Source organism: Ensifer sp. (genome assembly GCF_035999185.1).
Lineage (GTDB): Bacteria > Pseudomonadota > Alphaproteobacteria > Rhizobiales > Rhizobiaceae > Ensifer.
The window spans coordinates 1-13,755 of sequence record NZ_DASYHB010000014.1; the positions used below are offsets into that span (position 1 = coordinate 1).

Below are 13,755 nucleotides of genomic sequence, written 5' to 3' on the forward strand. Positions count from 1 at the left end.
GAATGCCTAGTTTTGCATTCAGCAACGATTGCGTCTAAAGAGCCGCTTCGACGGTACCCACCAACTATCGCGCGCCCGATTTTGCGGCGCGCATGAGGCATGCAGCGTGACACAACTGCCAACCAATCCGATGCCGGCTACTCCCTTGCTCGACAAGGTGACCTATCCTGACGACCTGAAGAGGGTCGACGACAAGGATCTGCCGCAGCTTGCCGGAGAAGTGCGGGCAGAAATGATCGACGCGGTGTCGCGTACCGGCGGCCATCTCGGCGCAGGCCTCGGCGTCGTCGAGCTGACGATCGCCATCCACAAGGTGTTCAACACGCCGCATGATCGGCTGATCTTCGACGTCGGCCACCAGTGCTACCCGCACAAGATCCTGACCGGCCGCCGTGACCGCATCCGCACGCTGCGCCAGGAAGGCGGCCTTTCTGGCTTTACCCGCCGCGCCGAGAGCGAATACGACCCCTTTGGCGCTGCCCATTCCTCGACCTCGATTTCGGCCGGCCTCGGCATGGCTGTTGCCGCCGACCTCGACGGCAAGAACCGCAACGTCATTGCCGTCATCGGCGACGGTGCGCTTTCGGCCGGTATGGCCTATGAGGCGCTCAACAATGCCGGCGCGCTCGACGCCCGCCTGATCGTCATCCTCAACGACAACGACATGTCGATCGCGCCGCCGACCGGCGCGATGAGCGCCTATCTCGCGCGCCTTGCCTCCGGCCGCACCTACATGGGCATCCGCGAGGTCGGCAAGAAGCTGACAGCCTATCTCGGCAAGACCGTCGACCGGGCGATCACCCGCGCCGTCGAGCATGCCCGCGGCTACGTGACCGGCGGCACGCTGTTTGAAGAGATGGGCTTCTACCATATCGGCCCGATCGACGGGCACTCCTTCGACCACCTTTTGCCGGTGCTGCGCAATGTGCGCGACAATGCCAAGGGTCCGGTGCTGATCCATGTGGTGACGCAAAAGGGCAAGGGCTATCCGCCAGCCGAAGCCGCCGCCGACAAGTATCACGGCGTCAACAAGTTCGACGTCATCACCGGCGCGCAGGCGAAAGCCAAGCCGAATGCGCCGGCCTACACCTCTGTCTTTGCCGACGCACTGACGCAAGAAGCGGGCTTCGACGACAAGATCGTCGCCGTCACCGCCGCCATGCCGTCGGGCACCGGGCTCGACAGGTTCGCCAAGGTGCATCCGTCGCGCTGCTTCGATGTCGGCATTGCCGAACAGCACGCCGTCACCTTTGCCGCAGGTCTCGCCGCCGAAGGCTACAAGCCGTTCGCCGCACTCTATTCGACCTTCCTGCAGCGCGGCTACGACCAGGTGGTGCACGACGTGGCGATCCAGGGCCTGCCGGTGCGCTTCCCGATCGACCGCGCCGGTTTCGTCGGTGCCGACGGCCCGACGCATGCAGGCTCCTTCGACACGACCTATCTCGCCACACTTCCGGGCTTCGTGGTGATGGCGGCTGCCGACGAGGCGGAGCTGAAGCACATGGTGCGCACGGCTGCTGCCTATGACGCCGGCCCGATCTCGTTCCGCTATCCGCGTGGCGAAGGTGTGGGCGTGGAGATGCCGGAACGCGGCGAAATCCTCGAAATCGGCAAGGGCCGCGTCGTCAAGCAAGGCTCCAAGGTGGCGCTGCTCTCCTTCGGCACCCGCCTTGCCGACTGTCTGGCGGCTGCAGAAGACCTCGACGCCGCCGGCCTCTCGACGACGGTTGCCGACGCCCGCTTTGCAAAGCCGCTCGACCATGACCTGATCCGCGAGCTTGCCCGCAACCACGAAGTGCTGATCACCATCGAGGAAGGCGCCGTCGGCGGTTTTGCCAGCCACGTGCTGCAGTTCCTCGCCGAGGACGGCCTGCTCGACGGCGGCCTCAAGGTGCGCCCGATGGTCATGCCCGACGTCTGGATGGAACAGGCAAAGCCCGAAGCCATGTATGCCGCCGCCGGCCTCGACCGCGCCGGCATCGTCTCGACCGTCTTCAAGGCGCTCGGCCAAAAGCAGGATATCGGCGTCGGCGCCGCCGGCTAGGACTAGGCGCGCATGGATCGCAAAAAGAAAACCCCAGCTCATCACCGGGGTTTTTGCTTTTCCAGACGGATTCGCAGAGAGTCGTCCGTGGCTGCGACCGCGAGGGGCTTGCCATCGGGCCGGCAAATCGCCATGAGAAACACATGTCAGAAGATCGCCAGAATGAAGAACACAAGAACCGCGTCCGCCTCGACCAGCTGCTGCTGAACAGTGGACTGGTCGCCAGCCGTGCCCGCGCCCGTGACGCAATCCAGCGCGGCACGGTCAAGGTTGACGGTCGCACCGTGACCAAGGCAGCGTCCATGTTTGCCGAGAGCGTGACGATCACCATCGACGACCCGGCTCAGGACTATGTCTCGCGCGCCGCGCTGAAGTTGGTCGCGGCACTCGATCATTTCGGGCTCGATCCCTCGGGTGAAAGCTGCGTCGATATCGGCGCGTCGACCGGCGGTTTCACCGAAGTGCTTTTGAAGCGCGGTGCGGAGCACGTCGTTGCCATCGATGTCGGCCATGGCCAGATCCATCCGCGCATCGAGGGCGACGAGCGCGTCACCAGCATCGAAGGCCTCAACGCTCGCGCGATGACCGAAGAAGACATCGACGATCGTGAGATCACCTTCATCGTTTCCGACGTCTCCTTCATCTCGCTGAAGCTCGCGCTGCCGCCGGCGCTCGACATGGCGCTTCCCGGTTCACACTGCATCTTGCTCGTGAAGCCGCAGTTCGAGGCCGGCCGCGACGCGATCAGCAAGGCAGGCCTGCTCAAGGACCCCGAGAGCGCGCCTGACGTGGCCGCCGAACTCGAGCGATGGCTCGTCGAGGATATGGGCTGGCAGAGCCTCGGCCTCATCCCCTCGCCGATTGCGGGCGGCGACGGCAACGTCGAATTCCTGCTGGCGGGCAAGAAGCCCGAGGAAGAGCAATGAGCACCCAGACGGTTACGATCGCCCGTCTTGGCGCGCAGGGCGACGGCATTGCCGAAGGCGACGATGGCCCGATCTATGCACCGTTCACCTTGCCCGGCGAGAGCGTGGCTCTGGCCGTCAACAAGTCGCACGGTACCCTTATCTCTTTGAAGGAGCCGTCGGCCGAGCGCATCGAGCCACTCTGTCGGCATTTCGGACCCGACGGTGTCAACGGCACCTGCGGCGGCTGCACGATGCAGCATGCTTCGGACACGCTCTATCACGGCTTTAAGCGTGACCTGGTCATTGCCGCTTTGAAGTCGAAGGGGCTGAAGCCCGAGGTCGCTCCGCTCATCACCGCAGCGCCCGGCCAGCGCCGTCGCGCGGTCTTTACCGTACGCAAGACCGAGAAGGACCTGCTTCTCGGTTTCAACCAGGCGGAAAGCCACCACATCGTCGCGATTTCGGAATGTCCGATCGCGAGCACGGGCATCGTCTCGAAGCTCGCAACGATCGCCAAGATCGCGACCGCCATGGCTGTGAACGCCGAGCCGTTCCGCATCACCGTGCTCGAAACCCTCTCCGGCCTCGATCTCGCCGTCGATGGTATCAAGAAGCTCGACGACCGCGAGCGCCGCCGCACGGTCGAGGCCGTCCTTGGCGAACGCGGCATCGCCCGCGTCAGCCTCAATGGCGAAATTATCGTCGAGCCGACGAAGCCTCTGATCGATTTCGGCGGCGTCGCGGTCTCACCGCCGCCGGGCGGCTTTACCCAGGCGACGACCGAGGCAGAAGAGGCAATGGCCAACCTCGTGCTCGAGCATCTCGGTAAGTCCAAGCGTGTCGCGGACCTCTTTGCCGGGAGCGGCACCTTCGCGCTGCGCATCGCCCGCAAGGCGCGCGTCCATGCCGTAGAAGGCGAAGACAAGGCCCTGAAGGCGCTCGATTTCGCCGCCCGCAACACGCAGGGGCTTAAGCCCGTCACGATCGAAAAGCGCGACCTCTTCCGCCGCCCGGTCATGGCGCAGGAACTGAAGGTCTTCGACGCCATCGTCTTCGATCCGCCGCGCGCCGGCGCCGAGGCGCAGTGCCAGGAGATTGCCCGCTCCGGCGTCAAGAAGGTCGTTGCCGTTTCCTGCAATCCGATCACGCTCGCGCGCGATCTCTCGATCCTCGTTGCCGCCGGCTACCGGATCACCTCGGTGACGCCGATAGACCAGTTCCTCTGGTCTTCTCATGTCGAGGCAGTGGCAACGCTCGAGAAATAAGAAAGGCCCGGGTTTCCCCCGGGCCTTCGTTATTGCTGGACTTGAAGCGTCTGCCAGATTGATTCACGCTCAAGCACTATCCATCTGTTTTTGCACACCAATCAATGTGCATCAACGGAGCCTCAGGCGGCGCGGCGGCGGTGCCCGCCACCTCCCGCGTAAGAACCCCGCCCTTCCCCGAGATTGAACTGGGCGAGCAGCGCGTTGAGCGAGGCGGCTTCGGAGGCAAGACCGTGGCTTGCCGCCGTCTGTTCCTCGACCATGGCCGCGTTCTGCTGCGTGCCCTGGTCCATGGTGTTGACTGCAGTGTTGATCTCCTGGAGACCGGTCGACTGTTCGCGCGTCGCCGTGACGATCGCACTCACATGCCTGTTGATCTCCTGGACTTCGGCAACGATCGTCTCCAGCGCCTTGCCGGTCTCACCGACCAGGCCCACGCCACTGCGGACCTGGTTGCCCGAGGTGGTGATCAATGCCTTGATCTCCTTGGCAGCCTGCGCCGAGCGCTGCGCCAGTTCACGCACTTCCTGGGCAACGACGGCAAAGCCCTTGCCGGCTTCACCCGCACGCGCCGCCTCGACGCCGGCGTTCAGCGCCAGCAGGTTCGTCTGGAAGGCGATGTCATCGATGACGCCGATGATGTTGGAAATCTCGCCGGACGACTTTTCGATCGCATGCATCGCATCGACCGCGTTGGCAACAACTTCGCCGGACTTCTCGGCGCCTGCACGGGTGCGGGCAACGAGCGCACCGACTTCCTCGGCGCGACGGGCGGAGTCCTTGACGGTCGTGGTGATCTCTTCGAGCGCCGCTGCGGTTTCTTCGACCGAAGCTGCCTGCTGCTCGGTGCGGCGGGCGAGATCGTCGGCGGCCGAGCGGATTTCCGTTGCGCCGGCATCGATGCCGCGAGCGTTGGCGCCGACGGCGCAGAGCGTGTCGTGGAGCTTGGCGACCGAGTTGTTGAAGTCGGCGCGCAGACGATCGAGACGATCGGCGAACGGATTGTCGATGCGGTAGGCCAGATCGCCTTCAGCAAGGCGACCGAGACCGGACGCCAGGCCATCGACGGCCTGCTGGATCTCAGCAGCATCGCGTGCCTTCTGCGCTTCGCGCTCCAGACGCTCGCGTTCCGACAGCGACCGGTTGGCGTCCGCTTCGCTTTCGAGTTTCATCTTGGCGATCGTCGCGTCGCGCAGGACCCGGAGCGACCGGGCGAGATCGCCGATCTCGTCCTTGCGCTCGGCCTCCGACAGATCGACATCAGTCTCGCCGGCAGCGATCTGGCCGGTGACGCCGATGACATTGGCGACGCGCTTGCGGAAGCGGGTGGCGAGCGTCCAGCCGACGATGATCATGATCGCGGCCGCAATCGCGATCACAGCGATCGAAATCATCGCGAGCTGAGAAAGCCCGGCAAAGACAGTCGCCTCCGGCACCGAGACCACGACGTACCAGACGGTATCCGGTAACAGGTTGACGGGCACGGCGACGGCAAGGTGTGCGCTACCATCGGTGTGCTTCAGCGCGAAAGCACGGCCGGTGTTGGAAAGCAGCTGACCCCAGCCCTCCCCTTGCAGCGGCGTGTCCTTCAATACCTTGCCAAGCACTTTCGCATCGGGATGGCTGATGATGCTGCCGTCCTTGCTCAAGAGCGAGACGAAGCCGGTTCCGAAAGGCTTCAGCTTGCCGAGTTCGGTCGAGAGTTCGCCGAGCGCCATGTCGACGCCGACAACACCCATGAAGGCGCCGTCCTTCTTCAGCGGCACCATGATCGAGGTCATCAGCACGTCCTTGCCGTTGATCGGGTAGACGTAGGGCTCGGTGACCATGTCGAGGCCGGTCTTCTTCGGGATCTGGTAGTAGTCGCCAGGACCCGGCTTGTCGTAGTCGGCGAGCGCCTCGTGGATCACCTTGTCGCCGGAGCGGGCGATGTAGGGAACGAAGCGGCCGGTCGCATCATGGCCGGGCTTGCCGACATAGTCGGCATCCTTGCCGTCGAAGGCGTTGGGTTCCCAGCCGGTGCTCATACCGACGGCGAGCGGATTGTCGACGATCAGCCGTTTCATCAGGGTTTCGATTTCGCCGCGCGACGGTTCGCCGGCACCTTTCGCTGCGTAGAGCGCTGAGCGGATGTTGTTTGCGAGCGTCTTGGCCTCGACAAACTTCGTCTCGACGCTGCGGGCGCTGGCCGAAGCCGCATTTGTCATCTCGGCAATGCTGCGCTCGCGCAATTGCTGGTAGGAGAGCCAGAAGACGACGGCGGCGGTGACCATCGAGGTCAATAGGCCAGTCATCACGATGGCGAACATGTTTCTTGCCGTTGCAGTCTTTAGGATCACCGTACGTCTCCCCTCGCGCTTCAACCGTACCGGTCGTGCGCGGCCAAAACATTCATTGCGTGCATCGGGACAGGTGTCTGGAACACATCGCGAGGAAGCATGCGAAGAGGCGACGTGCGGGGCGAAGTCATTTCGCGGCGAAGAAACGGTATGCGCGACCGCTTTATCAATGCTTAAGAAACAAGGGCATGACTCGCGATCTTGCAGTGAAAGACGAGAATCCTGACGCAGTGCGCAAAGAAAAGGCCCGGTTTCCCGGGCCCTTTCATTGTTTGACTTTGGCGGCGACTAGGCTGCCCGACGGCGAGGCGTGCTCGCCGCAACATAGGCGCCTTGCCTGTCGCCGAGATTGAACTGGGCAAGCAGCGCGTTGAGCGAGGCGGCTTCGGAGGCAAGACCGTGGCTTGCCGCCGTCTGTTCCTCGACCATCGCCGCGTTCTGCTGCGTACCCTGGTCCATGGTGTTGACGGCCGTGTTGATCTCCTGGAGGCCCGTCGACTGTTCGCGCGTCGCCGTCACGATCGCGCTCACATGCTTGTTGATCTCCTGGACTTCAGACACGATCGTCTGCAGCGCCTTGCCGGTGTCGCCAACCAGCGTCACGCCGTTGCGCACCTGGTTGCCCGAGGTGGTGATCAGCGCCTTGATCTCCTTGGCGGCATTGGCCGAGCGCTGGGCGAGCTCGCGCACTTCCTGGGCGACGACGGCAAAACCCTTGCCGGCTTCACCGGCACGCGCCGCCTCGACGCCGGCATTCAGCGCCAGCAGGTTCGTCTGGAAGGCGATGTCGTCGATAACGCCGATGATGTTGGAGATCTCGCCCGACGACTTCTCGATCGCGTGCATGGCGTCGACAGCGTTGGCAACGACTTCGCCGGACTTCTCGGCGCCTGCACGGGTACGGGCCACCAGCGCGCCGACTTCCTCGGCGCGACGGGCGGAGTCCTTGACCGTCGTGGTGATCTCTTCGAGCGCTGCTGCGGTTTCCTCGACCGAGGCTGCCTGCTGCTCGGTGCGGCGGGCGAGATCGTCGGCGGCGGAGCGGATTTCCGTCGCGCCGGCATCGATGCCGCGGGCGTTGGCGCCGACGGCGCAGAGCGTGTCGTGCAGCTTGGCGACCGAGTTGTTGAAGTCGGCGCGCAGGCGATCGAGACGATCGGCGAACGGATTGTCGATGCGGTAGGCCAGATCGCCTTCGGCAAGACGGCCAAGGCCGGACGCCAGACCATCGACGGCCTGCTGGATCTCGGCCGCATCACGCGCCTTCTGTGCCTCGCGCTCCAGACGCTCGCGTTCCGACAGCGACCGGTTGGCGTCCGCTTCGCTTTCGAGACGGGCACGTTCGACGGCGTTGGCCTTGAACACGCCGACAGCGGCGGCCATCGAGCCGATCTGGTCGGTGCGGTCCTCACCCGGGATTTCGACGTTGTGGTTGCCCGAAGCGAGCTTTTCCATGGCGCCGGTCATGTCTGTGACCGGACGGATGACCAGGCGGTTGAGGAAGGTCGCGAGGAAGACCAGCATGACGCCGACGGCCAGAATGGTGGCGATGGTGGCGGCAATGCGGAACTGGTCGATTGCCGAGTAAGCAGCATCAGCATCGATGACGAAGCCGACATACCACTCGACCGAAGGAAGACCCTGCACCGGAACGAAGCTCACCAGCATCGGCTTGCCACCGAGCTCGGTGTTCATGATGCCGGTGCCGATCGTCGGGGTATCGACCGGGAAGGCGTCGGCCAGCGACTTGGTGACGAGCTTGGCATCGGGGTGGACGAGGATCTGGCCGTCCTTGCTGGCGAGGAAGGCAAATCCTTCGCCGCCGACATCGACGCCCTTGATCATCGAGACCAGCGTGTCGAGCGAGAAGTCGCTGGCGGCAACGCCATAGAGCTTGCCGTCACGCTTGACCGGAACGGCGGCGCTGATGATCAGCGCGCCGCTGGAGGCGTCGACATAGGGTTCAGTCAGCACGCGGGCGTCGGCCTTGACGGCCTGCTGGTACCAGGGGCGCTGGCGCGGGTCGTAGCCGGCCGGCATCGGATTATCAGGCCAGGTGATGAACTTGCCGGCCTCGTTGCCGACATAGGTCGACATGAACTCGCTGGTCAGAACGTCGTTTTTCAGGATCGGCTGGATGGCGCTGTCGTCTGCGACGTTGCCGGTGGCATCACCCACCATCGCCGTCAGCGTGACGCGGCCGTTCAGCCACTTGGCGACACTCTGGGCGGCCTGCGTGCCGGAGGACGCGATGTTTTCCTCGACGGCCTTGGTGGTGGTGCCACGCTGCAGCGTGTCGATATAGACGGAAAAGCCGGCAAAGGCGCCGACGACGACACAGGACGCGGCAACGAGAATGCGCGTCATGAGGTTCGATCGCTTGGACAAGATGGGCTCCCAATGGGTGCCGGCGGCGACCGCCGGACATGAGCTCGTGATGATTTTCGCGCAGCATCCTTCGCCCGTCAGGGTGACGGCGCGCAGGGGCTCACGGAAAACGTTGAACATGCCAGAAGGCGGAAACAGCCATGCTTCATGCGGCTGGGACCATCCCTGAAAAGAGGATAGGCCTATCGCGCAGGACGCTAGCGATCGCTATTTAAGAAGCGATTAAAATTGACTTATGCAAGTTCGTGATGCCGGCGGCAACGCGATCTTTACCGTCGGGTGGCTAAGACCTTGCCCCCGAATGCAAAAACGGGTGCCTAGAGGGCACCCGAAATGTTTGCGAAAGCCTTGCCTGCCGCAGCAACGACTATCGACGCATGAAGGCTTCGAAGGCGGCGCGCGCCTCGGCGCTCTTCAGTTGCGCTGCGAAATGTTTCGCTTCCTCGTCGATCCTTGCAAGCACATCGCTGCGGTCGCCGCGCACGAGATCGCGGGCGATGCGCAGCGCTTCCGGCGGCTTCTTGGCAAGACGGGCGGCGAGCGCCAGTGTCTCGTTCTCGACCGTATCCTGAGCGACGATCTTCCAGATCAGCCCCGCGTCCAACGCGCCCTTCGCATCGAGCGGTTCGCCGGCGGCGAGCAGCGCGAAGGCGCGCTGATGGCCCATGATGCGTGGCGCGATCAGGCTCGAGGCGGCCTCCGGCACCAGTGCCAGATCGACGAAGGGCGTCTTGAACAGCGAGCGCTCGGAGGAAATGGTCAGGTCGCAATGGAGATGAATGGTCGTGCCGATGCCGATCGCCAGGCCGTCGACGCCCGAGACGACGGGCTTGGTCGCGGTTGCGAGCGCCTTCAGGAATTCGATCACCTCCGTGCCCATCGAGCCGCCCATGGCGAAGGCGAGGAAATCGGCCATGTCGTTGCCGGCGGAAAAGCAGCCGTCGGTGCCGAGAAAGGCTGTCGCGCGCACGGCCGGATCGCTTGAGGCAACCGTCAGCGCATTGGTCATCTTCGCGTACATGTCGCGGGTGATGGCGTTCTTCTTTTCCGGCCGGTTGAAGCGGATCACCTGGACGCCAGGATAGGCTTCCGGCCGTTCGATGAGCACGTGGTCGGTCATGGATGTTCCTCTCAAGCCAGAACGGCGCGGGCCACAGCCAGGCTGTCGGCACCGTTGACGACGCGATCCTTCAGGGCGGCGGTTTCCGCCAGAAGGTTTTCCGCGGTGAAGCGGCAGAGCGCGATGCGCTGACCTTCCTTGCCATCGGTGACTTCGGCGAGCCCGCCCTTGGCGAGATAGGCGCCGGTCAGCGCCAGGCCGAACAGGCGTTGGTAGGCGGTGGCGCCAGCGAGCGCCTCGGCCAGCTTGCCGCCGGCGACGGCTGCGATCAGCCACTCGGTGGCGGCAGCGAGATCGTCAAGCGAAGCGTCGAGCCGGGCGGCGGTTTCTCCGAAACCGTCGCGATTGGAGCTGCGCACCGCGGCAGCGATCTCGCGCAGTTCGGCGATGAAGCCACGCACATGGTCGCCATCGGAGAGCGGCAGCTTGCGGGTGACGAGGTCGATCGCCTGGATGCCGTTGGTGCCTTCGTAGATCGGGGCGATGCGGGCGTCGCGCAGGTAACGGGCGGCACCGGTTTCCTCGATGAAGCCCATGCCGCCATGCACCTGGATGCCCATTGATGCGACATCGACGCCGGCGTCGGTCGAGAAGGATTTCGCGATCGGCGTCAGCAGGCTGGAGCGCTCCTGCCAGTATTTTGCTTTTTCGCCTTCGCTCGCATGCGCCATGTCGACGGCGTGGGCACAGGCATAGGAGATCGCGCGCGAGCCCTGCGTCAGCGCCTTCATCGTCAGCAGCGTGCGGGCGACATCCGGGTGCTCGATGATCGGGCTCATGCCCTGCCCTGTCCAGCCGGGCGCCTTGCCCTGGGTGCGTTCCTTGGCAAAGGCGATCGCCTTCTGGGTTGCGGCATCGGCAATGGCGACGCCCTGCATGCCGACGGCAAGGCGCGCGTTGTTCATCATCGTGAACATGCAGGCAAGTCCGCGGTTTTCCTCACCGATCAGATAGCCGATCGCCCCCTTCTCGGTGCCGTACTTTCCGTCGCCATAGATCATCGTGCAGGTCGGCGACCCGTGGATGCCGAGCTTGTGTTCGAGCGAATGGCAGAAGAGGTCGTTGCGCTCGCCGAGCGAACCATCCGCGTTAACCAGGAATTTCGGCACCAGGAAGAGCGAGATACCGCGGGTGCCTGCCGGCGCTTCGGGAAGCCGTGCCAGCACCAGATGAATGATGTTGTCGGTGAAGTCGTGTTCACCCCAGGTGATGAAGATCTTCTGGCCGAAAATGCGATAGACACCATCGCCAGCGCGTTCGGCACGAGTCTTCAAAACGCCGAGGTCGGAGCCGGCATGCGGTTCCGTCAGGTTCATCGTGCCGGTCCATTCGCCCGACACCATCTTCGACAGATAGGTGGCCTTCAGCGCCTCCGAGCCGTGCTTTTCCAGTGCTTCGACCGCACCCATGGTCAGCGTCGGCCCAAGCGCGAAGGCCATGGAGCCGGCGTTCCACATTTCCATGGCAGCGACATGCAGCATATGAGGCAGGTTCTGGCCGCCGAATTCCTCCGGTGCCGTCAGCCCGTTCCAGCCGCCGCCGATCCAGTTGTGGTAGAGATCGCGCCAGCCGTCAGGTGTGCGAACCTTGCCGTCGACCAGGCGCGAGCCCTGCTTGTCGCCGACATCGCCGAGCGGTGCGACCTCATCGGTCGCAAACCGGCCGGCTTCCGACAGGATGGCATCGACCAGGTCCTCGCCGAGGTCGCCAAGCGCGCCGGACTCGAGCGCATCGCCCATGCCTGCCACGTGCTTCAGCGTGAACGCGATCTCGTCGACGGGTGCCTTGTACATGATGATCCTCCCAGAATAGCCAGGTCGCGTGAGCCGCGCGTCCTCGTTGCGGCGAACACTATTGATTTTTACGTAAACGTCAACGTCAATCCCGTGACCTCTCCTGAACGGGACGCGGCACGGGCCTGTAACAAAACTGTCATCAACGGGGCATAGAAGCCAAGGCGTAAGGCCCCTGCCAAGGCGTTCAGATGAACCTGATTTCCCCCGAAATACCCGGCATCGTCTGGGCCTATCGTTTTCTGCCAGGCGAAAGCCGCTGCCAGCGCATAGCAACCGACGCCTCGATCGACAGCCTTTCTGCGGGCGAAGGATGGGTGTGGGTTCATCTGGCGCTTTCCGATGCGCGAACGCCCGCTCTCATCGAGCGGATCGGCAACCTGCCGCCGCTCGCGGTCTCAACGCTGACGAGCCATGACACGCAGGCGGCAATTACCGTTTCCGACGATATCGTACACGGCACGCTCGTCGATTTCGAGCGCACCTTCGACGCGGTGACCAAGACGATCGGCTGGCTGCATTTCGCTGTCAGCGACCGGATCATCATTACCACCCGGCTGCACCCCTTGCGCAGCATCGACCGCGTGAAGGCGGCGGTGGAAAAGAGCACAAAGTGCGCACGCCCGATCGACCTCTTCGAGATGATCGTGATCGAGTTCCAGCGCACGTTGATCTCGCTGGTCCTCGAACTGACCGAAGATCTGAACGTCATCGAAGATCATGTCTACGGCGAGGCCGGGCATCGCCAGCAGCCGGGCCTGGCACCACTGCGCCGCACGGTCGTTCGGCTTCACCGGCATCTGCGCACGATCCTTGCCCTGCTCCGGCGTGCTGCAGCCTCGGACGAAGACGAAGTGCCACCCGGTTTCATCGATGCCGCCGAGCGGCTGTCGGACCGGCTGGAAGCGGTCGACCGCGACGTCTTCGCGTTGCAGGAACGGGCGCGTCTGCTGCACGAGGAGATCGATAGCAAGATCTCGTCCGAGACCAACCGACACCTCTACATCCTGTCGCTGATGACCGCCTTCCTGCTGCCGCCGACGCTGGTTACCGGCTTCTTCGGCATGAACACCGGAGCGCTGCCGTTCGCGGAGGGGACCGGCACGCTCTATGCGGCGCTGTTCATCGGGCTTTCCATGGGACTTGCCTGGTGGATCCTGAAGCGGATCGGCATCCTTTAAACCCATGGAAAGGGCCGGAAGCGGATGCTCCCGGCCCTTTTCGGCCTTTAGCTATAAGGCGAATAGCACTGCTGGCGCGGGCCGCCATAGGGCTGATAAGTGTTGTCGTAGGCCCGATAGGACCGGTAGCGATTGGCGCACCACTGCACGTGACGGCTGCCGTAGACGGGAGCCGGACGCGTGTATCGCGGCGGTTGGGCGATAGCCCCGCCGATGATCACACCGGCGCCGAAGGCGGCCATGGGGTACCACCAGCCATTGTAATAGCGATAGCCCGGGCGGCGATAGTTATAGCCGCGATAGCCGTTATAGTAATAATAGCCGCCACGACGCTCCATGCCCGGCCGGCGATATTGCACATTCACCGCATCGCTCTGCCGCTCCACACGCGGAGGCGCCGGCATGAACGCCTGCGACGGCGTGGCCGATGTCACCAGCGCGGCTACGGACACCAGCGCGCACAGCCACCTCTTCGTTCCGGTCTTCAGAAAACTCTTCATAAAATCCCTCCATCACCGAAAAACACGCTTGAATGCGGTCCGGGCATTCCCGACCGCAACTGCCGTTCTGCATGATTTCACCGGGACCAAGTCGCGAGCCCGGGGACGCCCCCAGCCGGGAAATCCGAAATCGTAAAGCAACGCTTAAGCCACCGGTTTTGTTCCATCTTCCGCGCGCCCCCGACGAACCTGCCGGCAATTCAGACACGCGCATACG

Annotated in this window: 9 protein-coding genes and 1 pseudogene; 5 read left to right on the plus strand and 5 right to left on the minus strand. The window is 63.8% G+C overall.

Annotated elements, in window-relative coordinates; translation table 11 throughout:
• Positions 1-130: 130 nt before the first annotated feature.
• The 3 genes from dxs (at position 131) to VGO04_RS00790 (ending at position 4,217) form a co-directional block, all read left to right on the plus strand.
• The gene (dxs, locus tag VGO04_RS00780; protein WP_327494088.1) at positions 131-2,044 is read left to right on the plus strand and encodes a 1-deoxy-D-xylulose-5-phosphate synthase; all 1,914 of its coding nucleotides are present in this window, start codon (positions 131-133) and stop codon (positions 2,042-2,044) included.
• 143 nt (positions 2,045-2,187) lie between these two features.
• Positions 2,188-2,970: a TlyA family RNA methyltransferase gene (locus tag VGO04_RS00785; RefSeq protein WP_327494054.1), complete on the plus strand. Its 783-nt coding sequence runs from the start codon at positions 2,188-2,190 to the stop codon at positions 2,968-2,970.
• Positions 2,967-4,217, plus strand: a complete 1,251-nt coding sequence (locus VGO04_RS00790; protein WP_327494055.1) for a class I SAM-dependent RNA methyltransferase — start codon at positions 2,967-2,969, stop codon at positions 4,215-4,217. Before VGO04_RS00785 ends, VGO04_RS00790 begins: the two co-directional genes overlap by 4 nt.
• Positions 4,218-4,339: 122 nt before the next feature.
• Here the strand turns inward: VGO04_RS00790 and VGO04_RS00795 are convergent, their stop codons facing one another.
• Complete coding sequence (locus VGO04_RS00795) at positions 4,340-6,556, minus strand: methyl-accepting chemotaxis protein (protein WP_327494056.1); 2,217 nt, start codon at positions 6,554-6,556, stop codon at positions 4,340-4,342.
• Positions 6,557-6,844: 288 nt separating this feature from the next.
• Positions 6,845-8,923, minus strand: a complete 2,079-nt coding sequence (gene mcpU / locus VGO04_RS00800) for a methyl-accepting chemotaxis protein McpU (protein WP_327494089.1) — start codon at positions 8,921-8,923, stop codon at positions 6,845-6,847.
• Between the two features lie 256 nt (positions 8,924-9,179).
• Between mcpU and VGO04_RS32910 the strand changes: the two are divergent.
• Positions 9,180-9,401: pseudogene (locus VGO04_RS32910) on the plus strand (hypothetical protein); the annotation flags it as partial.
• Here VGO04_RS32910 and VGO04_RS00805 read toward each other — a convergent pair.
• Both VGO04_RS00805 and VGO04_RS00810 read right to left on the minus strand, forming a co-directional pair.
• Positions 9,312-10,064, minus strand: a complete 753-nt coding sequence (locus VGO04_RS00805) for a crotonase/enoyl-CoA hydratase family protein (RefSeq protein WP_327494057.1) — start codon at positions 10,062-10,064, stop codon at positions 9,312-9,314. The pseudogene VGO04_RS32910 and the gene VGO04_RS00805 sit on opposite strands and share 90 nt — an antisense overlap.
• Positions 10,065-10,075: 11 nt before the next feature.
• Entirely contained in the window at positions 10,076-11,857 is a 1,782-nt protein-coding gene (locus VGO04_RS00810; protein WP_327494058.1) for an acyl-CoA dehydrogenase, read from the minus strand.
• Between the two features lie 191 nt (positions 11,858-12,048).
• On the opposite strand from VGO04_RS00810, the gene VGO04_RS00815 reads away from it, so the two are divergent.
• Positions 12,049-13,038, plus strand: a complete 990-nt coding sequence (locus VGO04_RS00815) for a transporter (RefSeq protein ID WP_327494059.1) — start codon at positions 12,049-12,051, stop codon at positions 13,036-13,038.
• 47 nt (positions 13,039-13,085) lie between these two features.
• On the opposite strand, the gene VGO04_RS00820 is transcribed toward VGO04_RS00815, so the two are convergent.
• A complete protein-coding gene (locus tag VGO04_RS00820; protein ID WP_327494060.1) occupies positions 13,086-13,538 on the minus strand; it encodes a BA14K family protein in 453 nt (150 codons plus the stop codon).
• Between the last annotated feature and the right edge of the window lie 217 nt (positions 13,539-13,755).

Bases quoted from the DNA above. Each gene is read 5' to 3' on its own strand.
- VGO04_RS00815 (WP_327494059.1), top strand. From the start codon at position 12,049: ATGAACCTGATTTCCCCCGAAATACCCGGCATCGTCTGGGCCTATCGT.
- VGO04_RS00790 (WP_327494055.1), top strand. From the start codon at position 2,967: ATGAGCACCCAGACGGTTACGATCGCCCGTCTTGGCGCGCAGGGCGAC.
- VGO04_RS00805 (WP_327494057.1), bottom strand. From the start codon at position 10,064: ATGACCGACCACGTGCTCATCGAACGGCCGGAAGCCTATCCTGGCGTC.
- dxs (WP_327494088.1), top strand. From the start codon at position 131: ATGCCGGCTACTCCCTTGCTCGACAAGGTGACCTATCCTGACGACCTG.
- mcpU (WP_327494089.1), bottom strand. From the start codon at position 8,923: ATGACGCGCATTCTCGTTGCCGCGTCCTGTGTCGTCGTCGGCGCCTTT.
- VGO04_RS00810 (WP_327494058.1), bottom strand. From the start codon at position 11,857: ATGTACAAGGCACCCGTCGACGAGATCGCGTTCACGCTGAAGCACGTG.
- VGO04_RS00785 (WP_327494054.1), top strand. From the start codon at position 2,188: ATGTCAGAAGATCGCCAGAATGAAGAACACAAGAACCGCGTCCGCCTC.
- VGO04_RS00820 (WP_327494060.1), bottom strand. From the start codon at position 13,538: ATGAAGAGTTTTCTGAAGACCGGAACGAAGAGGTGGCTGTGCGCGCTG.